21 protein-coding genes are annotated in these 21,976 nt (G+C 66.8%); 4 read left to right on the forward strand and 17 right to left on the reverse strand.

Annotated features, from left to right (window positions below; translation table 11 throughout):
• Positions 1-287 precede the first annotated feature (287 nt).
• The 4 genes from Q1X76_RS03920 to Q1X76_RS03935 form a co-directional block, all read right to left on the reverse strand.
• On the reverse strand, positions 288-584 hold the full coding sequence (locus Q1X76_RS03920) for an HMA2 domain-containing protein (protein WP_300718222.1): 297 nt from the start codon (positions 582-584) through the stop codon (positions 288-290).
• Entirely contained in the window at positions 584-2,755 is a 2,172-nt protein-coding gene (locus tag Q1X76_RS03925) for a heavy metal translocating P-type ATPase (protein ID WP_300718223.1), read from the reverse strand. Before Q1X76_RS03925 ends, Q1X76_RS03920 begins: the two co-directional genes overlap by 1 nt.
• A 14-nt stretch (positions 2,756-2,769) precedes the next feature.
• On the reverse strand, positions 2,770-3,024 hold the full coding sequence (locus Q1X76_RS03930; RefSeq protein ID WP_300718224.1) for a DUF6110 family protein: 255 nt from the start codon (positions 3,022-3,024) through the stop codon (positions 2,770-2,772).
• Between the two features lie 100 nt (positions 3,025-3,124).
• Positions 3,125-3,364, reverse strand: coding sequence for a FeoA family protein (locus Q1X76_RS03935; protein WP_300718225.1), 240 nt, complete (start codon positions 3,362-3,364; stop codon positions 3,125-3,127).
• 256 nt (positions 3,365-3,620) lie between these two features.
• Between Q1X76_RS03935 and Q1X76_RS03940 the strand changes: the two genes are divergently transcribed.
• Together Q1X76_RS03940 and Q1X76_RS03945 are read left to right on the forward strand one after the other, a co-directional pair.
• Positions 3,621-3,842 (forward strand): hypothetical protein, encoded by a 222-nt coding sequence (locus tag Q1X76_RS03940; protein ID WP_300718226.1) that lies wholly within the window; start codon positions 3,621-3,623, stop codon positions 3,840-3,842.
• A gap of 9 nt (positions 3,843-3,851) precedes the next feature.
• The gene (locus Q1X76_RS03945) at positions 3,852-4,139 is read left to right on the forward strand and encodes a hypothetical protein (RefSeq protein ID WP_300718227.1); all 288 of its coding nucleotides are present in this window, start codon (positions 3,852-3,854) and stop codon (positions 4,137-4,139) included.
• Between the two features lie 322 nt (positions 4,140-4,461).
• On the opposite strand, the gene acs is transcribed toward Q1X76_RS03945, so the two are convergent.
• The 4 genes from acs to Q1X76_RS03965 form a co-directional block, all read right to left on the reverse strand.
• A complete protein-coding gene (gene acs / locus Q1X76_RS03950; RefSeq protein ID WP_300718228.1) occupies positions 4,462-6,504 on the reverse strand; it encodes an acetate--CoA ligase in 2,043 nt (680 codons plus the stop codon).
• 866 nt (positions 6,505-7,370) lie between these two features.
• Positions 7,371-8,003, reverse strand: coding sequence for a Maf family nucleotide pyrophosphatase (locus Q1X76_RS03955; RefSeq protein ID WP_300718229.1), 633 nt, complete (start codon positions 8,001-8,003; stop codon positions 7,371-7,373).
• On the reverse strand, positions 8,000-8,584 hold the full coding sequence (gene yfcE / locus Q1X76_RS03960) for a phosphodiesterase (RefSeq protein WP_300718230.1): 585 nt from the start codon (positions 8,582-8,584) through the stop codon (positions 8,000-8,002). The genes Q1X76_RS03955 and yfcE overlap by 4 nt, the downstream gene beginning before the upstream one ends.
• Before the next feature lie 3 nt (positions 8,585-8,587).
• Positions 8,588-8,791 (reverse strand): Trm112 family protein, encoded by a 204-nt coding sequence (locus Q1X76_RS03965; protein ID WP_300718231.1) that lies wholly within the window; start codon positions 8,789-8,791, stop codon positions 8,588-8,590.
• A gap of 218 nt (positions 8,792-9,009) precedes the next feature.
• Here Q1X76_RS03965 and Q1X76_RS03970 point away from each other — a divergent pair, with 218 nt between their 5' ends.
• Positions 9,010-9,870, forward strand: coding sequence for a PHP domain-containing protein (locus Q1X76_RS03970; RefSeq protein ID WP_300718232.1), 861 nt, complete (start codon positions 9,010-9,012; stop codon positions 9,868-9,870).
• Positions 9,871-10,096: 226 nt separating this feature from the next.
• Here Q1X76_RS03970 and secA read toward each other — a convergent pair whose 3' ends face one another.
• The gene (gene secA, locus Q1X76_RS03975; RefSeq protein ID WP_300718233.1) at positions 10,097-12,691 is read right to left on the reverse strand and encodes a preprotein translocase subunit SecA; all 2,595 of its coding nucleotides are present in this window, start codon (positions 12,689-12,691) and stop codon (positions 10,097-10,099) included.
• 693 nt (positions 12,692-13,384) lie between these two features.
• Positions 13,385-13,753 (reverse strand): molybdenum cofactor biosynthesis protein MoaE, encoded by a 369-nt coding sequence (locus Q1X76_RS03980; protein ID WP_300718234.1) that lies wholly within the window; start codon positions 13,751-13,753, stop codon positions 13,385-13,387.
• Between the two features lie 251 nt (positions 13,754-14,004).
• Here Q1X76_RS03980 and Q1X76_RS03985 point away from each other — a divergent pair, with 251 nt between their 5' ends.
• Positions 14,005-14,349, forward strand: coding sequence for a DVU0772 family protein (locus Q1X76_RS03985; RefSeq protein WP_300718235.1), 345 nt, complete (start codon positions 14,005-14,007; stop codon positions 14,347-14,349).
• A gap of 600 nt (positions 14,350-14,949) precedes the next feature.
• Here the strand turns inward: Q1X76_RS03985 and ybgF are convergent.
• From ybgF to Q1X76_RS04020, 7 genes are all read right to left on the reverse strand, one after another.
• Positions 14,950-15,924, reverse strand: a complete 975-nt coding sequence (ybgF, locus tag Q1X76_RS03990; RefSeq protein WP_300718236.1) for a tol-pal system protein YbgF — start codon at positions 15,922-15,924, stop codon at positions 14,950-14,952.
• A gap of 19 nt (positions 15,925-15,943) precedes the next feature.
• Positions 15,944-16,144, reverse strand: coding sequence for a PLDc N-terminal domain-containing protein (locus tag Q1X76_RS03995; RefSeq protein WP_300718237.1), 201 nt, complete (start codon positions 16,142-16,144; stop codon positions 15,944-15,946).
• The gene (gene lspA, locus Q1X76_RS04000; RefSeq protein ID WP_300718238.1) at positions 16,141-16,641 is read right to left on the reverse strand and encodes a signal peptidase II; all 501 of its coding nucleotides are present in this window, start codon (positions 16,639-16,641) and stop codon (positions 16,141-16,143) included. Before lspA ends, Q1X76_RS03995 begins: the two co-directional genes overlap by 4 nt.
• Positions 16,634-19,459, reverse strand: a complete 2,826-nt coding sequence (gene ileS, locus Q1X76_RS04005) for an isoleucine--tRNA ligase (protein ID WP_300718239.1) — start codon at positions 19,457-19,459, stop codon at positions 16,634-16,636. The genes lspA and ileS overlap by 8 nt, the downstream gene beginning before the upstream one ends.
• A 999-nt stretch (positions 19,460-20,458) precedes the next feature.
• Positions 20,459-20,710 carry a HypC/HybG/HupF family hydrogenase formation chaperone gene (locus tag Q1X76_RS04010; protein WP_300718240.1) on the reverse strand — a complete coding sequence of 84 codons (252 nt, stop codon included), beginning with the start codon at positions 20,708-20,710 and terminating at the stop codon, positions 20,459-20,461.
• A gap of 15 nt (positions 20,711-20,725) precedes the next feature.
• Complete coding sequence (gene hysD / locus Q1X76_RS04015; protein WP_300718241.1) at positions 20,726-21,223, reverse strand: NiFeSe hydrogenase maturation protease; 498 nt, start codon at positions 21,221-21,223, stop codon at positions 20,726-20,728.
• 591 nt (positions 21,224-21,814) lie between these two features.
• Positions 21,815-21,970 carry a hypothetical protein gene (locus Q1X76_RS04020; protein WP_300718242.1) on the reverse strand — a complete coding sequence of 52 codons (156 nt, stop codon included), beginning with the start codon at positions 21,968-21,970 and terminating at the stop codon, positions 21,815-21,817.
• Between the last annotated feature and the right edge of the window lie 6 nt (positions 21,971-21,976).

Below are 21,976 nucleotides of genomic sequence, written 5' to 3' on the forward strand. Positions count from 1 at the left end.
GTTCGCCGGGCTGCGCTGGGATGCGGATGTTTGTTGTCACAGATGTTTTTCAGAAACAGCAAAGGACGCCGCGATGGCGTCCTTGGTCGTGCTCTCCCGGAAGGGGGGAAGGTTCGGAAAGTCGTTCAAGGGGAAAGCGTCAGAAGGCACGGCAATGGCCCTGTCCGTTCCGCCCCTGGAGGCGCGGCGGCGACGGGGACCTGTGTCCATAGCCGGAAAAGTGTTTCGGCAGAGGGGCCGGGGGAGGGGCCGCTGGTCAGCACAAGGTCCCTCCCCCGGATATCCCGTCATTTCTGCAGCCGCGGCATTTCTCCTGCCCGGCCGCGCGCGGCATCATCCAGCCAGCGGGCCCAGCGGCAGCCGATCTCGATGAGCCTGTCCTGCGGCAGCCGGGCACTGTCGTAGAGGATGAGGGCCGAACCGCTCAGGAGGTTGAGCTCGATGTCCCGCACGCCGTCCACGCCCAGCAGGGCCGTACGGGCCGCGGCGGCGATGGCCCCGTCGCGCAGGGCGGGATGCCGGACGCGCACGCGGCCGTCCATGAAGCTGCGGACATATTTCACGAAGCGCAGGCTGTCGAGCATCAGGCGGCCTCCAGTTGGCGGGCGTGCCGGCCGGGCAGCTGCGGCCGCATGGCGTTGAGGGTCACGCCCAGGGTGGTCAGGTTGTGCAGCAGGGCCGAGAGGCCGGGCGTCAGGATCATGAACAGGCCCCCGGCCAGGAACAGGCTGTTGAGCAGCATGGTGGCGGCGAAGTTGACGTGGATGCGCCGCAGGGTGGCCCTGCCCAGCAGCCGGGCCGTGATGAGCCCGTTGAGGTCCGGCCGGGTGAGCAGCACGTTGGCCACTTCCCGGGCCAGGTCGGCGCCGTCGCACATGGCCACGCCCACATGGGAGGCGGACAGGGCGGGGGCGTCGTTGATGCCGTCGCCCACCATGAGCACCTTGCAGCCCTGGGCGGAGAGCTCGGCGATGACCTGGGCCTTGTCGGCGGGCAGGACCTGCGAGCGGTATTCCCTGAGCCCCAGCTTGCCGGCCACGGCGCGGGCGGTGCGTTCGTCGTCGCCGGTGAGCATGAGGATGCGGCGGAAGCCCAGTTCCTCCAGCTGCCTGAGCACCTGCGGGCATTCGGGCCGCAGGGGGTCCTCGATGGCCAGGAAGCCGGCCAGCCGGCCGTCGATGGCCAGATAGAGCAGGGAGCGCCCCAGCTGCGCCTGGGCGTCGATCTCCGCCGCGAGAGGGGAGAGGTCGATGCCCTCGTCGTATTCGATGTAGTGGCGGCTGCCCACACGCACGGACTTGCCGTGGAGGGTGGAGGCGATGCCGTGGGCCACCACATATTCCACCTGGGCATGTTCTTCCTCATGCTGCAGGCCTTCTTCCTGGGCGCAGCGGACCACGGCCCGGGCCACGGGATGGGGGAAGTGCTCCTCAAGGCAGGCCGAGAGGCGCAGGACCTCGTCCCGCTCGTGGCCCGCGGCGGGGACGACCTCCACCACCCGGGGGCTGGCATTGGTGAGGGTGCCGGTCTTGTCGAAGACCACGGTATCGGCTTCGGAAAGGGCTTCGAGGAAGCGCCCGCCCTTGATGACCACACCGTGGCGCGCACCTTCGCGCATGGCGGCCAGCACGGCCAGGGGCGTGGCAAGGCGCAGAGCGCAGGAATAGTCCACCAGCAGCACGGATGCCGCCCGCAGGGGATTGCGGGTGACGAGCCAGACCAGGCCCGCCAGGGCGAAGGTGAAGGGCACGGCCATGTCGGCCATGCGTTCGAACTTGCCCTGGATGCCGGCCTTGAGGGCCTCGGATTCTTCGATGAAGCGCACCACCTGCTTGAGGCGGGTGCCGTCGCCCACATGGGTGGCGCGGATGACGAGGTGTCCCTGCTCCACCACCGTGCCCGAATAGACGGCCGCACCCCTGCTGCGGGGCACGCCCAGGGGCTCGCCGGTCATGCTGGCCTGGTTGACCACGGCCTCGCCGTCCTCGACGATGCCGTCCACGGGGATGGAGCCGCCGTCGCGCACCACCACCAGATCGCCTTCGCGCACGTCGGAGAGCGGCACGCTGGTCTCCACGCCGTCGGCCAGGACCCAGACGCTGTCCACATTGAGGGCCAGGCTTTCGGTCAGGCTGTCCATGGAGCGGCGACGGGTCCAGTATTCCAGGGCCTCGCCCAGTCCCAGCAGCAGGGTCAGCACGGTGACGGTACGGAAGTCGCGCCGCAGCAGCGAGACGCCGATGGCCGCGGCATCCAATACGTCAACGTTCAGTCTGCCCCTGAGGAGCGAGGCGAGGCCCTTCCGCAAAAAGGGCAGGGCCCCCATGACGCTGCTGGCCACGCGCAGCTTGAAGGGCAGGAAGGGGCGCACGAAAAGGAAACGCAGCAGCGGGCCGAAGCCGTGGGCTGCCGCGTCCTCACCGTCAGGCATTGCCGTGTCCTTGCCGGGACCGCGCCGGGCGAGGCTGTTTTCCAGTTCCTGGGTCAGCGTGGCAAGGACGCCGCCGTCGTTGAGGGCCGGGGCGTCCTGCGCGGCCAGGGAACGGAGCACTTCCTGCCGGGCCTGCGCATGACGGTAGAGCACGAGCACGCTGGGCACGCGCGGATTGACCCGCACGCCTTCCACGCCCTCGACGGCATCCAGGGTATCGGCCAGGATCTCGGCCTGGGCCTGCGTCATGGGGCGGCAGGCACGCGCACGCAGCCGTCCGGCCCCGTTGGAGCAGGTCAGTTCATGAACCAGAAAGAAGCGCATGCGCGTGCCCCCTGTCAGGCCTGGGGCTCCGCCATCTCGGCCTTGCGCTTGTCGGCGGCCTGGCGGGCCTCGGCCGCCAGATCTTCCATATCTTCCTTGACGGCTTCCACCTTGCTCATGATGGCGTCCTTCATGTCCATGCCGCGGCTCACCAGATCGGTGGCCAGGGGCTTGAGATCGAGCTTGCCGCGCGTGACGGCCACGGTGCCCACGACGCCCAGTGCCAGACCGCCCAGGAAAAAGAGACCGTATTTCAAACCGTTGTTCATGCTTGTGCCTCCGTTTGCACAGGTAAAAGGATACAGAGGACCATCCGGGCCATATACCGGCATGGCCCGGACAGCGGAAAAAAGCATGGGGAGAAGGGGACTAGTTGGAGACGTCGACAGTGATGTGATCGGCTTCGCTGTTGCGCAGGGTGACGGTGACGCCGGAAAGGCGCAGCGCAACGGGGTCCTTGAGGGGGGCGCGGCCCACGATGGAGACCGTGGTCCCGGGGATCAGGCCCATGTCCCGGATACGGCGGCCCATTTCTCCCAGGGCTTCCACCGTGGCGATCTTGCCGCTCTGGCCGATCTGCATCTGACGAAGGCTGATGATGTCGCTCATGATCTTCTCCTTGTGCTGGTACGGAGCCCGGAGCAGGAACCGGCATACCTGCGCAGTGCGATCCGGCCGGGACGATCCCGACCGGGCTTGGGGGGCGGCTGATCCGGCATGTCGAGCCACTACTCCGGGCTTGCAAAGAAGCATGGCGTAAACTAGGATGGGTGTCAAGAAAAAAGAAAACCATTTTCGTTTTCTTCGTGTCCAGGGACAGAAATTTTTTCTGTTTTCTTTTGAACCGCTTACCCCAGGAGTTGTCATGGAAACACTCTGCACCGCCACTGGCCCGTCACGTCCCGCCGTACGCACCGCCCCCGGGAAAACGGGGAGCCGCAAGCTGGCCATGCGCGTCATGCTGGGCGCGCTGGCCGCGTCCGTGGCGCTGGGCTTCGCCGGCAACAAAACGGCCCATGTGCTGACCGGGGCCGTGTTCGGCGTGCTGCTGGCCGACCACGTCTGGAAACGCCGCAAGGCGCTCTAAGGGGACGGCATGGAACGTGCGTCCGTAGAGGAGAACGCCCGGGCGGCCGCCCGGGACAGCGGTTGGCAGCCGCGGCTGGCCCGCGCCCTGCGCTGCCTGGCCCTGTGGAGCACGGGCCTGCTGGCCGCCCTGACGGCCGTGCTGGCGCTGGCGCAGATTGTCTGCCTGGCGCTCTGCCTGCTGGCCTTGACAGCGCTGGCGCTCTGCTTCCTGATGGCCTCCTGTCCCCAAGAATGCCGCCAGTTCTGGCGCATGCTGCGGGAGGAGCGGGCGGAGGGACGCGGCCGGGACGCCTGATGCGGCCAGACGGCTGACGTGCCAGACGACTGGTGCGGCGGACGACCGATGTCCGGGGCGGCGGCTGTGAACTGGGGGGCGCGCCGTCCCGGCAGTCCCCTCTCCCGTGCGTTGGTCCCCGTACGGACGGATCTGGCCCGTGCGCAGCAGCACGAGCGCCCGGGACGGGGCTGCCCGCTCCCGCGCGGAGGGAACTTCCCGTACTGGAGAACGTGGAAGGACGCAGACGCGCTGTCCGCTCCCGAGCGGAGAGGCCAGACGTGCAAAAAAAGACCACCCGCCGTGGCGGGTGGTCTTGCTGTTTCAGGTACGGGACAGGGGACTATTCCTTGGGCTGGTCCTCTTCGGGCAGGCTGGCGGTCTCATGCTGGCCCTGCAGCAGGTTGCGGTGGCCGGTGATGATGGGATCCAGCACGTCGGGCTTGGCCAGGGCCGTGGTATCGCCCAGGTCGTCATAGACGTTGCCCGCGATCTTGCGCAGCATGCGGCGGATGACCTTGCCCGAGCAGGTCTTGGGCATGGCTTCCACGAACTGGATGTATTCGGGCGAAGCCAGGGCGCCGATATCGCGGCGCACGGTGTCGCGCAGCTTCTTGCGCACGTCGTCGCTCCAGGGCACTTCGTCGCGCGTGACCACATAGGCGTAGATGCCTTCGCCCTTGAGGGCGTGGGGCATGGGCACCACGGCCGCTTCCGCCACTTCGGGGCAGGAGGCCAGCACGGCCTCGATCTCGGCCGTGGAGAGGCGGTGGCCGGAAACGTTGATGGAATCGTCCACGCGGCCCAGGATCCAGAAGTAGCCGTCCTCGTCCACTTCCGCACCGTCGCCGGATTCGTAGCAGCCGAAGCGCGAGAAATAGGACTGGTACTTTTCCTCGTCGTTGTACACGCCCTGCATCATGCCGGGCCAGGGCTTGCGGATGACCAGGTGGCCGCTGCGGGCGGAGCCGTCGCTGTCTTCCTCGTCGCGGGTGGCGCTGCCGCCCATGACCGCGGCGTCGATGCCGGGCAGGGGCCGGGAGGCGGAGCCGGGCTTGAGCTTGGTGGCGTAGGGCAGGGGGCTGATCATGGCGCCGCCGGTCTCGGTCTGCCACCAGGTGTCCACGATGGGCAGGTCGCCGGCGCCGATGTACTTGTGGTACCAGTGCCAGGCTTCGGGGTTGATGGGTTCGCCCACGGACCCCAGGATGCGCAGGGTGCGCAGGTCATAGCGTTCGGCCCAGGCTTCGCCCAGGCGCATGAGGGAACGGATGACCGTGGGCGCGGTGTAGAGGATGTTGACGCGGAATTTTTCCACGATGCGCCAGTAGCGGTCGGGCTTGGGCCAGGTGGGCACGCCCTCGAACATCACCGCCGTGGCGCCCAGGGCCAGGGGGCCGTACACGCCGTAGGTATGGCCGGTGATCCAGCCCATGTCGGCCGTACACCAGTACACGTCGTCGTCGCGCATGTCGAAGACCCATTGCGTGGTATGCGCCGCGTAGGTCAGGTAGCCGCCCGTGGAATGCATGATGCCCGTGGGCTTGCCGGTGCTGCCGCTGGTGTGCAGCAGGAAGAGGGTGTCGTTGGAATCCATGGGCTCGCAGGGGAAGTCCACGTCCAGGGTGAAGTCCTCGATGAGGTCATGCCACCAGATGTCGCGGTTGGCGGTCATCTTCACGTCGTAGAGGTCGGCGTGGTTGACCACCACCACATGGGCCACGGAGGGGCACTTTTCCAGGATGGGGTCCAGATTGGCCTTGAGGGGCTTGATCTTGCCGGCGCGGATGGCGGCGTCGGCGGTGATGACCACCTTGGCCTTGGAGCCCTGGATACGGCTGCGCACGCCGCCTTCGGCATAGCCGGAGAAGATGGCCGTATGGATGGCCCCGATGCGGGCGCAGGCCAGCATGGCGATGACCAGCTCGGGGATCATGGGCATGTAGAGGGCCACGCGGTCGCCCTTGTTGATGTGCAGGGAGCTCAGGGCGTGGGCCACGCGGCAGACCTCGGTATAGAGCATCTGGTAGGTGAAGCAGCGCACGTCCATTTCCTTTTCGCCCTGCCAGATGAGGGCGGCCTTGTTGCGGCGGCCGGAAATGAGGTGGCGGTCGATGCAGTTGAACGCGGCGTTGAGCTTGGCGCCGGTGAACCATCTGTACTTGTGGCGTGCCTCGTCGGCTTCCAGTACCTTGTCCCAGCGTTTGAACCAGTGGATCAGCTGCGATGCGCGTGCACCCCAGAAGTCACTGGGATCTTCCAGAGCTCGCCGGCAGATGGCGTCTGCTTCGTCCTGGCCGCAGATCCACGCGGACGACTTGCCGTGCTCGGGGGGGAGGTAGCTACGCTTCTCGGTTAAGAGAGTGGTAATCCGTTCCTGGGACATGATGGCAACTCCGTAAGCTTAAAACTGTAAACAGAAGTGGAAAATCATCCATGGTACGGGGGTAAAGGGATTTTTTACGGCCGTCAAGGGCTCGGAAACTGTTTGTGCTACCAGTCATTGCGGGGAAAAAAAGGACAAGGAGGGGAGTGGAAGGCGGCAAAGCCGCAGCAGACGGCAATGTGCATGGCTCGCGTGATAGTGAAACAAAGCACAAGCTGCGTCAAATTTTTATGAAATTTTTTTTGAGATTTTTGCATGCCCCGGCCAAAAGGGGCCCATGCGCCGCACAGGGCGCGAAACAGGCCGCACGCCGGCGCGGGCGCCCGCGGTCCTGCGCCGGAGCTGGGCATGTGCTGGCCGCCGGAGCGCGGATGCGGCGGGAGGCGCCTGACAGGACAAATGCTTTTGCGCGGTCAAACCTGCGGTGCCGCCGGAGCGCGCGGCGACAGGGCTCCCGGGCGGGACACAGGCCGGCCGCCCATATAGGCCGGGGCGGAGGCCGCTATGTGCGTATGGGGCAGCCGAGCCGGACCACAGACGGGCCCCTTTTTCCCAGCCCGCAGCGGGCCGGAGCGCGCCTTCCCGGGAGCGGTCGCGCCGGAGGCAAGGAGACGGACGATGAGCGGCGGACGTTCGTCCGCTGTGGAGGGGGGACAGCGCGGACACTGCATCGCGCCGCCGGGCGGGGCAGGCCGCTTTCCCGGGCTGCAGGCAGGCGGATGCTGACCGCCGCCCCGGTGTCGCCCCGCTGCTGCCGGTACGCCTTCCAGAGCCGGCCCACGGCGGGAAGGAAAAGGGCGGCCCCGGCGGGAAGGAAAAAGGCGGCCCCGGCGGGAGCCGCCCGAAAAACAAAACAGGTCAGGAGATCAGCGCACGGGGCGCATCCAGCCCCCCGAGAGCAGCAGGTCCGCCAGGCGGCTCACGGGCAGGCCCACCACCGTGGACCAGGAGCCGTGCACGCCGGCCACCAGGAAGGCCCCCTGGCCCTGGATGGCATAGGCGCCGGCCTTGTCGGCGGGCTCGCCGCTGCGCACATAGGCTGCCAGCACGTCGTCGGGCCAGGCGTGGAAGCGCACGGCGCTGGTATCGGCGAAGCCGGAGGCCGTGCCGTCGGGAAAGAGGCAGCAGACGCCGGTGATGACCTGATGTTCCCGCCCGGAAAGGCGGCGCAGCATGCGCAGGGCGTCGGCCGGGTCGGCGGGCTTGCCCAGGATGTCATGCCCCAGGGCCACCACGGTATCGGCGGCCAGGATCAGGCCGGCGCTGTCCGCGTCGGGACGGCCGGCCACGGCGCGGGCCTTGGCCGCGGCCGCGCGCAGGGCGTAGTCCGCGGGCGGTTCGCCGTTTTTGGGGCGCGGCTCCACGCCCGCGGGACGCACGACGGTATAGGGCAGGCCCCATTCGTCCATGAACTGGCGCCGCCGCGGCGAGGCCGAGGCCAGCACCAGCCGGATGCCGGGCCGCAGGACGAACAGGGGCGTGAGCGGGGCCTCGTTCATCGGTCCGCCTGATGGTGCGGCCAGTTCTGGCGGGGCCAGTGGCGCAGCAGTTCCCTGCCTTCCATGTCGTAGACGTGGAAGCAGCCGTCTTCATACAGGCCGTAGCTGCGGGGGGAACCGCCCTTGGGCAGGCTGAGGGAGCCGGGGTTCCAGAAGTGCAGGCCGTCCAGGCTTTCGCCGCGCGGGATGTGGGTATGGCCGCGCAGGATGACCGTGCCCGGGGCAAAGCCCGGCAGGGGCGGGTTTTCCGGCAGACGGTGGCCGTGGCTGGCATAGATGTGCAGGGCGTCGGCCTGGATCCAGGCGTTTTCCGAAACGGCGAAGGGCATGAGCATGACGTCCACTTCGGCGTCACAGTTGCCGCGCACGGCCGTGACCGGGCAGGGGAGATGGTTCAGGCGGTCCAGGCCGTCCAGGACGGAGCGGGTGTCGTAGCCGCCGGGCAGGGGGTTGCGGGGACCGTGGTAGACCAGGTCGCCCAGCAGCACCAGCATGTCGGGTTCGAGCCTGTCGGCGGTGTCGCAGAGGAAGCGCAGGCTGTCCAGCGAGCCGTGCAGATCGGAGGCGATGAGCAGACGCATGGATTAGCCCTTGTGTTCCTCATCCCAGCGGGCGCGCTCCACGGCGGCGTCCGTCAGCATGATGGGGATATCGTCACGCACGGGGTAGACCACGTTGCAGGCCGGGCAGGCCAGGCCCTCGGGCCGTTTGGCATCCGGCAGGGGCTCAAGGGTGCCCATGCAGCGGGGGCAGGCCAGAATCTCTAGCAATTCCTGGGTATTCATCATGGTGTGTCCTTGTCTTGGGGGAGGGGGCTCCTCTGTGATGGAGGGCGACAGCATAGCTTTTTGCCGTTCGCTCTTCAAGAAAAAGCTCCCGCGGGGCCTGCGCGAAAGCGTGACCTGCGCGGACCGCCTTCCCTGGACCGGGCCGGGCGCGGCTTGCTTTTTTTCCATAAAGTCGTAGTTTACTTGAAAAGAAAAAGATAACTGTCAGGGAAGAAAGCATGCAATTCATTGATTTACATACGCATTCACAGGCTTCCGACGGTACGGACAGCCCCGCCCAGCTGGTGCGCAACGCGCACGAGAAAGGTCTGGCGGCTGTGGCCATGACCGACCATGACACGGTCTCCGGCCTGGACGAAGGCGAAGCCACGGCCAGGGAGCTGGGGCTGGAGTTCGTCCGTGGATGCGAGCTGTCCACCAGCACGGAGCTGGGCGAGATGCATGTGCTCGGCCTGTGGCTGCCCCGGCAGCTGGACCCCCTGCTGGAAAAGCTGGTCTATCTGCGCGGCAAGCGCAGTGAGCGCAATGTGCGCATCGTGGAAAAACTGCAGGGCCTGGGCGTGGAGATCACCCTGGACGAGGTCCTGCGTCTGGCCCGCGGCGAAAGCGTGGGCCGTCCGCACATCGCCGCCGTGCTGGTGCGCAAGGGCTATGTGCACGATGTCAGCGAGGCCTTCCGGGAATACCTGGGCTATTACGGCCGCGCCTACCTGCCCAAGGAAGTGCTGCGGCCCGAAGAGGCCGTGAGCGTCCTGTCCTCGCTGGGGGCCACGGTCTGCCTGGCCCATCCCCTGCTGCAGAAGCTGCCCGAGGGCTGGCTGGAAGCCTTCATCGAGCGCCTGCTGCCCTGCGGGCTGACGGCCATCGAAGCCTACCACAGCGAGCATACCCAGGCGGACTCCCGGCGCTGTCTGGAGCTGGCCCGCCATTACGGCCTGACCATCAGCGGCGGTTCGGACTATCACGGCACCAACAAGCCGCGCATCCGTCTGGGCACGGGCTACGGCTCCCTGCGCGTGCCCTACAGCGTGCTGGAAGGCCTGCGCGAGATGCGCGCCCGGCGCGGCCTGCCCTGTTAGGACCTGTTCCCCCCCGCCCCTTCCCAGGGGCGTTTTTTTTTTGCAGCATGCGGCGCGGCGGCGAGAGAGCGGGCCCCGGCGTCACAGGCGCGGCCTTTTGCCCGTCAGCCGTCCGCTGTCCCCCAGGCGCGCCGGCCACGGCCGCCCGCGCAGGCAGCGTTGCCGCAAAAAAAGCGGGACCCTCGCACGAGGGTCCCGCTTTTGGCGTTCAGGCAGGGGGCAGGGCCTAGACTTTGCCCATGCCACAGCACTTCTTGTACTTCTTGCCGCTGCCGCAGGGACAGGGATCGTTGCGGCCCACGCGCGGCTTGGCCCGGGCGGGCTGTCTGGCGGCTTCCCCGCTCTGGCCGCCGGAGTAGGCCAGGTCGTCGCTTTCCTTGTGGCGCAGGGTCAGGGTGGGCTTGGCGGCAGGCTTCTGCTGCGGGGCGGCCTCGTCGCCCGCGGCTTCCCCGGCCGTCGCGGCCTCCGTTTCGGCCACCGGCTCGGCGGGCTGCACATGCACGCGGGTCAGGGCGCGGAACACGCCCTCGCGGATCTGGAAGAGCATGGCCTGGAACATCTCGAAGCCTTCGCGCTTGTATTCCAGCTTGGGGTCCTTCTGGCCGTAGCCGCGCAGGCCGATGCCGTCGCGCAGGGCGTCCATGTTGCGCAGGTGTTCCTTCCAGGTACGGTCCAGTTCTTCCAGCAGGAAGTAGCGCAGGATGTCGGGGTACAGGGGCCCGGCTTCTTCGCGCAGCTGCGCGAAGATCTGGTGGATGCATTCCTCGCAGCCGGCGCGGTCCGGCACCGGGGCGTCGGGGGCCAGCACGCGGCCCAGGTTGAAGACGTCGGCCAGGCGGGCCTGCAGGGCCTTGCGCATCTCGGCGGCGGTCTCGGTATCGGCCTGTTCCAGCGGCGTGTAGGCGTCGTCCAGGATGTCGTTGCGGAACTCGCTCAGCACCGGTTCCAGATCTTCTTCCACCATCAGGTCGCGGCGCAGGGCATAGATGACCTCGCGCTGCTGGTTCATGACGTTGTCGTAATCCAGCAGGGTCTTGCGGATCTCGAAGTGATGCGTTTCCACGCGCTTCTGGGCGCTCTCCACGGCGCGGGTGACCATGCTGTTCTCGATGGCCTCACCGTCCTTGAGGCCCAGCTTCTCCATGAGGCCGCTGATGCGCTCGGAACCGAACAGGCGCATGAGATCGTCTTCCAGCGAAAGGTAGAAACGGGAGGACCCGGGGTCGCCCTGACGGCCGGAACGGCCGCGCAGCTGGTTGTCGATGCGGCGGCTCTCGTGGCGTTCGGTGCCCAGGATGTGCAGGCCGCCCAGCTCCAGCACGCCCTCGCCCAGCACGATGTCCGTACCGCGGCCGGCCATGTTGGTGGCGATGGTCACATGGCCTTTCTGGCCGGCCTGGGCCACGATCTCGGCTTCGCGGGCATGCTGTTTGGCGTTGAGCACGCTGTGCGGGATGTTGAGCTTTTTCAGGCGCTGGGAGAGCATCTCCGAGGTCTCGATGGAGATGGTGCCCACCAGCACGGGCTGGCCTTTCTGGTACAGCTCGCGGATGGCCTCGATGATGGCATCGTACTTTTCCTTGCGGGTACGGTAGATGAGGTCGGGGTAGTCCTTGCGCTGCATGGGCTTGTTGGGCGGGATGGAGACCACTTCCAGATTGTAGATCTGGTGGAATTCCACGGCTTCGGTATCGGCCGTGCCGGTCATGCCCGCCAGCTTGTCGTACATGCGGAAATAGTTCTGGAAGGTGATGGAGGCCAACGTCTGGTTCTCGGCGGCGATGGTGACGTTTTCCTTGGCTTCCAGGGCCTGGTGCAGACCGTCGGAATAGCGGCGGCCGTCCATGAGGCGGCCGGTGAACTCGTCCACGATGACCACCTTGTCGTTCTGCACGATGTAGTCCACATCACGCTTGAAGACGTGATGGGCCTTGAGGGCCTGCAGGATGCAGTGCTGCTGGGTGATGTTGGCCGGATCGAAAAGGTTGTCCACATGCAGCAGGGCCTCGCAGTGGGCGACACCTTCCTCGGAGAGCATGGCGGTGCGGGCCTTCTCGTCCACGGTGTAGTCGTCGGGGCCCAGCTGGCGCACGATCTGGTCCATGGCGCGGTACATGCCCACGCTTTCGTCCGAAGCACCGGAGATGATGAGCGGGGTACGGGCCTCGTCGATGAGGATGGAGTCCACTTCGTCCACGATGGCGAAATTGTGGCCGCGCTGCACCAGCTGGGTGGCGTAGAACTTCATGTTGTCGCGCAGGTAGTCGAAGCCGAACTCGTTGTTGGTGCCGTAGGTGATGTCCGCGCCGTAGGCTTCCTTGCGGGCCTGGTCGTCCAGGCCGTTGATGATGACGCCCACGGACAGGCCCAGGAAGTTGTAGAGCTTGCCCATCCACTGGGCGTCGCGGGTGGCCAGGTAGTCGTTGACGGTCACCACATGCACGCCCTTGCCGGACAGGGCGTTGAGGGCCACGGGCAGGGTGGCCACCAGGGTCTTGCCTTCACCGGTCTTCATCTCGGCGATCTTGCCGCGGTGCAGCACGATGCCGCCCACCAGCTGCACGTCATAGTGGCGCATGCCCATGACGCGGCGCGAGGCCTCGCGCACCAGGGCGAAGACTTCGGGCAGGAGGTCGTCCAGCGTGCGTTCCCCGGCCTGTACCTGACGGCGGTATTCCGCCATGCGCGGGGCGAAATCCTCGTCGGCCAGTTCCTGCATCTGGGGTTCAAGGGCGTTGATGCGCGCCACGATGGGGCGCAGACGGCGCAGGTAACGGTCGTTCTTGCTGCCGAAAATCTTTTTGAAAATGAAACCGAACATGCGTTCTCCTCGTTTGGGCGATGGGTCCGCCGCAGGGCGGGCGCGGCCGCGTGCAGGGGAAAAGCCGGAAAGGCCATGCGGGAAAAGGCCCGGGGCCGGGCCGCCGGGCGTCGTCAACGGTCGCGCATGCCGTAGAAGTAAGGTCAAAACGCGGCGTTGGCAATGCGCCGGGGCGGAAAAATACGCCCGCCGGTCCCGGGCGCAGGGGGAAACGCGGGCCGGAGGGGCAGCGGGGACGCAGCCGGAAAGGGGGCCGCCGGGGGGCTGTACGGGGGGCGGACGGCCTGCGGGCGATGCAGGGCAGGATCCCGCGCAGGCCGCTGCCGGCTTTCCCGCACAGGTGCGGGCGGCGTTGACATCAGGAAGGCAGGCAGGGGATGCCGTGGGCTCCCCGCACGGCTGCGGTGGCTGCCACGAAGCTGCGGAAGCGACACGAGCGCGGCGGACCGTCCGACAGGGGAGCGGGCGCGGGACGTGTCCGTCACGTCATGAGGTGTCGCGGGCAGCAGCAGGGCGCGACCGGATGGCGGCCCGCCGGGCCGTGCCCGTTGCGACGGAGGAAGCTACGGGCATCGACAGCAACGCGCGACCGGATGGCGGCCGCAGGCCGTACCTGTTGGGCCGCAGGCCTTGCAGGCATCGGCAGCAGCGCAAGGGGCTGCCTCCCCCTCACCACAAAACGTCGTCCTGAGACTAGGCCACGGGACCGTGTTCCTGCTTGATGACGGCTTCGGACTTGATGCGGTCCAGCAGCTCGGCGAAGGTGGCCTTGACGTTTTCGCGGATGTCCCCGGCCACCACCAGCAGGAGCAGATCGTCGCCGGGCTGCAGTTCGCCTTCGCTGGCCTGGGCCACGATGGCGAAGATGCCGGGGCGCTGTTCCATCTCGCGGCAGATGGCCGCCATTTTTTCCGTATCATGGCTGACGGTGACGGAGCTGACCGGGGCGTGGTCCTTGCGCGACCAGCCGCGCACCACGCCATTGTGCACCAGCATCATGCCCACGTTGTCGCTGAAGCCCGGGCGGGCCTTGAGTTCCTGCAAAACCTTGTTGACGTCCATGCTGACTCCTTTGTCTGCGCCGCCGGATGCGCCCGGCGCGTTCGCCACTATACACGGGCCGGGCATGCGGATAAAGGCCATGTGCGGCATCGACGGCCGTGCAGGCCCGGAAACGGGGCCTGCTCCCCGGGATTTTCTTTTATAACCTATGAAAATAACAGGGAAATAAAAAAATATTACTTATTTTCAAACTAGGTATTGATTTTTCAAATGAGAATCATTACTATCCAGAAAACGACATGGAGGAGTATATGAACCACCTGCAAGATTATGCTCTGTACGATATATCCTGGAACCTGAGCCCTGAACACGCCGTGACCATGTACCTGGAATGGGGCAACAACGACTGGCACTCCGAATACCCGCCCGTGCGCTCCAAGGAAGACGTCTCCCACTACTTCGTGGTGGACAGCTGGGGCAAGGAGCCCGTCATCCGCCTGGTACGCCGCAATTCCGAAAGCGCCGAGGATCTGTTCAGCATGCCGCTGCCCCATCACCTGCTGCCCGAGTACGAGTCTGTGCACGGCAAGTGGCGCGGCATCAGCGAACCCACCCCCGCCATCAAGAGCTGGCTGCGCCACGAGCTGGGCCAGTAAGCAGATATTTCCGGCCTGCGGATCCTCCTTCTTCATTCCCTCCTCACACCCATAAACCTCCACACCAAACGCACCAGACAGGGGCCCCGGCAACGGGGCCCCGCGTCGTTTCGCGTTCCGCCGCCATGTCACTGGTATGGCGGCGCTGTCCCGGCGCAGGCCCGGCCCGGCTCGCCGGCCAGGGGCATCCGGGCAGGCGTCCTCCCTGTCGCCGTTGCGGCGCGGGGTTCGCCCCTTTCTCGTCATCGAAACGATCCGCCGTCCTCACGGCCGCGGGTACGGCTGCCCCGTCCGGGAGCATGCCCGGCCCCGGGATGACGTGATGCTGCCCTGCGCCTGCTGCCCTGCGCCATCTGCCCGGCACGCGGGGCGGCGCGTCCTCCGCGCCGGTGTCCTGCATCGTGCCGTTCCCGCTCCCTCCGCCGGCTCTTTCCCGGTCGCTGCCCGTCTCCTTTCCCGTCGTGTGTCCGTCTTTTTCGCGGCTCTTGTCCGCCCCGGGCTTTTTGCCGTACCGCCTCCGCCGGGCATGCCGGGCCCCGGGACAAAAAAAGCCGGTGCCTCCCGGGCACCGGCTCTCGTCGTATCCGTCAGGCGCGCGCCTTACTTGTTGGTCTTGAGGAAGTTCTTGGCGCGGGCGGCTTCGGGCGAATTGGGGTACTTCTTGATGAGCTCGTTCATGCGCGCTCTGGCGGCGGCCTTCTGGTTCATCTTGCTGAAGCAGATGCCCTGCTTCAGGTACGCGCCCGGAGCGCGGGAGCTCTTGGCAAACTTGGTGATGACCGTGTCATAGGCCAGGGCGGCGTCCGGGAACTGGTTGCGCTGGAAGTAGCATTCGGCCAGATAGTACTGGGCGTCGGGGGCCATGCTGTGCGTGGGATAGTTCTTCATGAAGTCGGCGAAGGAGCGCTGGGCCTCGTCATATTTGCGGGCCGTGAAGGCATTGAGGCCGGCGTCATAGAGCGCCAGCGAAAGGTCCTTCTGCACGGCGGGCTTGGCTTCGGGCTTGGGGCTGGGCTGGCCCCAGGTGCTGCCGGCATCCGCGGCGGGAGCGGCGGGGGCAGCGTAGGTCCCGTCGGCAGCGGCGTTGGCGGCCATGGCACCGGCCACAGCGCCCGCACCGGCGGCAGCGGCGGGCGCGGCGTAGGGATTGCCCTGCGGCTGGAACAGGGGCGCATTGGCCTGGGGCGCGGCAGCGGGGGCCACGGCAGGGGCGCTGCCGGCGGCGGGCATGGGATCGCCCAGGTTGAGGTTGAGGGCCATGCTGGTCTCCACCTGGCGCAGGGCGGCGTCATGGGCGCGCACGCGGTCGGCCAGGGCGGCCGCGCCGCCCACGTTCTTGAGGTCGTCCACCAGGCCCTTGAGGGTGTTCAGTTCCTGACGCATGGCCTGCACCTGGTTCCAGACTTCGGCCTGGGCGGGCTGCATCTGGCGCAGCATGGTGTCGTGCTCCTGCACGCGCTGTTCGAGGTACATGCTGTCATTGGCGGCGCTGCCGCCGCTCTGACCCACGCAAGCGCCCAGCATGGCGGTGGCGCAGATCAGCCCGCACAGAGGAAGGAGACGTTTGCCGTTCATAGAGTCGTGTTCTCCCGTGTTAGATTTTTTCACCGGCATGTCTGCGGCCGACGAAAATGTAGATCAATCCCCCCAGCACCGGCAGGAAAACTGCCACGAGCAGCCAGGTGACCTTTTGCTGGAAGGAGGAAAAGCGATGGTTCCAGATATGCCAGATGCTCCAGAAGTTGGGCAGGATGGGGATCAGGGCCACCAGGACGTGCCACCAGGCAAAGGTCATGCGTTTTTCTCCTTGCTCTTTTTGGGCGTTTCCGGGGTGCGCCAGATGACGATGCAGGCCAGGAAGGCGCCGATGCAGATGGCCATGTCCGCCACGTTGAAGGCGGGCCAGTGCCACTGGCCCACATAGACATCCACGAAGTCGATGACCGCGCGGAAGCGGATGCGGTCCACCAGGTTGCCCACTGCGCCCCCCAGCACCAGCCCCAGCCCGGCACTGAGCCAGGCATTGAAGCGGGAGCTGCGCAGCAGGGCCACGATGGCCACGGCGGCCACCACGGTCGCGCCCAGGAACAGCCAGAACTGCCACTGGATGTCGGACCGGTTCAAAAAGCCGAAGGCCGCGCCCCGGTTGTGGACCAGCACCAGATCCAGCAGGCCGGGGATGACCGTCACGGGCTGCAGGGGATCGATGGCGGCCACGGCCCAGAACTTGGTCAGCTGGTCCAGGACCAGCGCCAGCAGGCCGCAGCCGCCCAGGATACCGTATCTACGCATCGGCCCCGGACAGTTCCGCCATGACCTTGGCACAGCGGGGGCAGAGGGTGGGATGCGCGGGATCGCTGCCCAGTCCGGTGCTGTAGATCCAGCAGCGTTCGCACTTTTCGCCGGCGGCCTTGGCCACGCCCACGGCCAGGCCGGCCACTTCGCTGTCCTGCACGGCGTCGGCGGGCGCGTCGGCCAGCGGAGCCAGCTGCAGCTGCGAGACGATGAAGAAGGAGCGCAGGTCGGTGTGCAGGCCTTCCAGACGTTCGCGCAGCTCGTCGGCCACATAGAGGGTCACGCTGGTATCCAGCGAATGGCCCACCACGCTGTCGCGGCGCAGGGGCTCGATGGCGCGGGTCACGGCGCCGCGCACGGCCAGGAGCACGTTCCAGTCGTCGCGCACGCCGTCTTCCAGCAGATAGGGCGCGCCGTCCACGGGCGGCAGGGCGAAGACCGTGGGCACGTCGTCGCGCAGGTCATTGGGCAGGTGCTGGAAGATCTCCTCGGCGGTGAAGGACAGCACCGGGGCCATGTCGCGCACCAGCAGGCAGAGCAGGTGGTAGAGGGCGGTCTGGGCCGAGCGGCGTTCCCTGCTGGCCGGGGCCGAGGAATACAGGCGGTCCTTGAGGATGTCCAGATACACGGCCGAAAGGTCGGTGACGCAGTAATTGTGCAGGGTGTGGTAGACCTTGTGGAAATCATAGGTCATGTAGGCATCCTGCACGCGTTCGTGCACCTGGGCGGCGGCGTGCAGCGCGTAGCGGTCCAGGGACAGCAGCTGGTCCAGGGGCAGCAGGTCGGCGCGGGTCAGGTCGTTGATGGTGCCCAGGATGAAGCGGCAGGTATTGCGGATGCGGCGGTAGGCATCCACAAGACGGCCCAGGATCTGGTCCGAGATGCGGATGTCTTCGCGGTATTCCACCGAGGAGACCCAGAGGCGCACGATCTCGGCACCGTATTTGTCGATGAGTTCCTGGGGCGCGATGACGTTGCCGATGGACTTGGACATCTTGCGGCCGTCGCCGTCCACCACATAGCCGTGGGTCAGCACGGCCTTGTAGGGCGGCTCGTTACGGGTGCCTTCGGCCACCAGCAGGGAGCTGTGGAACCAGCCGCGGTGCTGGTCCGAGCCTTCCAGATAGAGGTCGGCAGGCGCGGAGAGCTCGGGGCGGGTCTCCAGCACGGCGGCGAAGCTGGTGCCGGAGTCGAACCACACGTCCAGGATGTCGTCTTCCTTTTCCCAGTGCCGGCCGCCGCAGTGCGGGCAGGTGAGGCCTTCGGGCACGATCTCTTCCAGCGGGGCCTCGTACCAGTAGTCGCAGCCCGTGGGATGCTTGGCGAAGCGGTCGGCCATCTCGTGCATCCATGTGGCGTCGTTCCAGGCCTCGCCGCAGTCCTTGCAGAGCAGGGCCATGATGGGCACGCCCCACTGGCGCTGGCGCGAGATGCACCAGTCGGGACGGGATTCGATCATGTTGTAGATGCGGTCACGGCCCCAGGCCGGGATCCACTGCACCCTGGTGTCGATGGCGTTGAGGGCCTTCTTGCGCAGGTCGTTCTTCTCCATGCTGATGAACCACTGGGTGGTGGCACGGAAGATGACCGGCTGCTTGCAGCGCCAGCAGTGCGGGTAGGAGTGGCTGATCCTGGCGGTCTTGAGCAGGGCCCCCACTTCGGTCAGCTTTTCGATGACCTTGGGATTGGCTTCAAAGACGTTGAGACCGGCGAAAAATTCCACGGAGGGCAAAAAGCGGCCCGCGTCGTCCAGGGGCGAATAGACGTCCAGCTTGTAGGCCAGGCCCACTTCGTAGTCCTCGCGGCCGTGGCCGGGCGCGGTGTGGACGCAGCCCGTACCGGCGTCCAGGGTCACATGGCGGCCCAGGATCAGGGGGGACTGGCGCTCATAGAAGGGGTGACGGGCGATGAGGCCTTCCAGGTCCTGCCCGGCGGCGCGGCCCACCACGGTCACATCTTCCCAGCCGAAATTCTTGGCGCAGCCTTCCAGCAGCTCCTCGGCCAGCAGGTACTGGCAGCCGCCGGTCTCCACCAGCACATAGGTGAATTCGGGATGCAGGCAGACGGCCATGTTGTCCGGCAGGGTCCAGGGCGTGGTGGTCCAGATGACCACATAGGCGCGGGAGGGGTCCGCACCGGGGATGCGCCGGGCCAGATCAGCGTCGTTGAGGGCGAAGCGCACGAAGATGGAGGGCGAGGTATGGTCGCCGTATTCCACTTCGGCCTCGGCCAGGGCCGTATGGCAGGAGCAGCACCAGTAGATGGGCTTCTTGGCGCGCACCACGCCGCCCTTGTCCACGAACTTGGCCAGCTCGTGGGCCGTGGCGGCCTCATAGGCCGGGTTCATGCTCTTGTAGGGATCGTCCCAGTTGCCCAGCACGCCCAGACGCTTGAATTCCTTGCGCTGGATGTCGATCCACTTGCCGGCGTAGTCGCGGCACATCTTGCGCACCACATGGGCGGGCAGGGTCTTTTTCTTTTCCTTCAGCTCCTGCTCCACCTTGTGCTCGATGGGCAGGCCGTGGCAGTCCCAGCCGGGCACATAGTGGGCGCGGTAGCCCTGCATGTTGCGCGACTTGACCACGATGTCCTTCAGGATCTTGTTCAGGGCCGTGCCCATGTGGATATGCCCGTTGGCGTAGGGCGGACCGTCGTGCAGGACGAAGGCGCCCTTGTCGGTGCAGTTCCCGATCATGGCGTCACAGGCGTCGATTTCCTCCCAGTGCTTGAGCTGCTGGGGCTCGCGCTGGGCAAGATTGGCCTTCATGGGGAAGGCGGTCTTGGGCAAATTCAGGGTTTTTTTGTAGTCGCTCATGCTGGCTCCTCAGGCAATGTAAAAAGCGCTTAAGTTTCGGCAAATACGTGCGCAAAGTCAAGGAAAGGCCCGCAGGAAAGGCCGTGCGGACGCGCTTTTCCGCCACGATGCGCCCGCACGCCCGCAGGAAGGCCCCGGGACAGGACAAAAAGCCCCCTGCGACGGCCGCCGCTAGGGACGGGAACAGGCGGCCCGGCACATGACAGGACACACGGGAGGGGCGGAGGCCCGGACGCAGGGAAGGCAAGGTGGCCCGGATGCACGGGCGGGGAGCCGGCGGATGGGGAGCGGCCGGGGCAGACGGCGAGACGGGCGTGCCGGTCGGGCGCGCGGCCGGGCGAAATGACGGGCGGCGTCGGGGCGCGGTGACAAGCCGGGAGCCAGGCCCGGCGGCAGCAGGCGGCTACTGCCGCCGGTGCCCTTGGGGTGGGCAGCGGATGGCTGCAGCGGCAGGGCACCGGCTGGAGGCCACGGAGCGGCGGCGGATGAGCGCATCGGACGGCGCGGCCGGGGGGAGATGCCGGACAGCCGGGTGGGCGGAGGCTGCGGCTGAAAGCAGCGGGCGGACCGGTTCGTCGGGCAGCCTGTTTCGGCAGGGCCCTGGCCGCTCGTCTGTGCCGGGGCGCGTGCGTCAGGGCCGGGCGGACCGGGCGTCGGGGCGCTGGCGATAAGGCGGCACACCACAGCCCGGCGGCAGGCTGCTGCCGGGGGATGAAGCTCCTGCGTGGAGGCCGCGGCCGGCTTGCCGGGCAGAGGCGTGACTGGGCGCAGGCCCGGATGCCGGAGGCCGGACGTCAGGCGTATCCGGCCGGCGGCATGGCCTGACGAGCGTTGTCCGCTCCGGTCCCAATGGCGGGACTGCGAGGCGGCTTCGCTGCGGGCCCCTGTTGCTTGCTTCCGGCGGCACGGCGGCGGCGTGGCCCGTTCCGGTGGGTCTGCCGTGCGCGTACGCAGTGCGCAAAAAAGGGCTCCCCCGAAGGAAAGCCCTGTCGGTGCGGTTCAGAAGCGGGCCTTTTCCCCTTCGATGGCTTCGGCCACCTCGCGCAGGGCCGCCAGGCTCTCCTGGGCCTGTTCCGGGGTCAGGCTGTGCAGGGCGAAGCCCGCATGGACGATGACATAATCACCGATCTTGGGCGGATCGGGCAGCAGGAGCATGGACGCGGTGAGATAGGTCTGGCTTTCGCCCACACGCACGCGGGCCATGCCGTGTTCCTGAAGTTCGACCACCTGGGCCGGGATGGCAAGACACATGACAGTTCCTTTCTGTTAGCAGGTAGCGCCGGGATCTTTCCGGGCGTATTGGCGGGACAGGCGCATGATCTCCCTGCGGGCTTCATCCAGATAGGCGGGGAAGCGTTCCTGCACGGCGGGGGAAAGTTCCATGCTCCAGGACGTGTAGTCCGCGGGCTCCATGCCCAGGACGGTCAGGTTGGGCCGGGAACCGTGGAGCATCTCGGCCATGCGCAGGGAATCCAGCAGGTCGATGTCGTGGATGGACAGGCGCTGCTTGTCGTTGTCCACCAGCTGGCTTTCCGTCAGCCGGTAGACCGTGCCGGGCCCGGCGTGACCGTGGACGATGTCCAGGATGAGCACATGGGCATAGCCCTTGAACAGATAGAAGACATCCTGGGTGAAGGTGCCCGCTTCCATGATGCTGACGTTTTCGGGCCAGCTCTCCCGGGCCAGGGTCTGGGCGGCATGGACACCGACGCCGTCGTCGGTGAGGAGCAGGTTGCCGATACCCATGACAAGCACTTTGTCCATACGATCCTCGATACTGATTGGGCCCGTTGCGGGCGGGATGCATGTCCGCTGCCGCTTGTCGGGACGGATGGCGCGCTCCGCCGCGGAGCCTGCGGACATCTGCCAGCATAGCAGCCCGGAAGGCCGCCCGCAAGGGGCCGGAGCATGCACGGGGGACCCGGACGCGGAAGGCGGACAGGCGCACAGGCCGCTCGATGATATGCGCCCCGGCATCCGGCTTCGGTGCAAGGGCGGACAGGCGCACGCGCAGTTCCCGCATGGCTTTTGACGGCTCAGGGAAGACGCACGGACAGTCCGCCTTGCCTGCGGCAAGGCCGGACACCGCCCCCGAACGGCTCCTGCATCCTTTCAAGCCGGCCGCGGGACAGGGCAGCGTCAGCTTCCGGGCAGTCCCGGGGGAACGGCAGCCCCTGCGGCTGGACGACGCATGTCGCCCGCGCTCTCCGCGCCGCCCGCCGCTCTGTTCAGGCCGCGAAAAGGGCCGGGGACGCAAAAAGGGCGGGAGGACGAAGAGGATGGAGGACGAAAAGGGCCGGGGACGCAAAAAGGGCGGGGTCGCCCCCGCCCTTTGTTGTGCGTTGTCCGTACGGCCTAATGCTCGTCGTCATCACCGAAGAGCCAGGGGCCCTTCCTGGGGAACAGGATGGTGTTCCAGTAGAGGACATAGACGGGCAGGGTCACGAACATCATGATGTAGGCCCAGTTCTTGGTATAGAGGAAATAGTCGTAAAAGGTATGGAATTCCATGGTGTT

The organism is uncultured Desulfovibrio sp., assembly GCF_949282365.1.
GTDB lineage: Bacteria > Desulfobacterota > Desulfovibrionia > Desulfovibrionales > Desulfovibrionaceae > Desulfovibrio.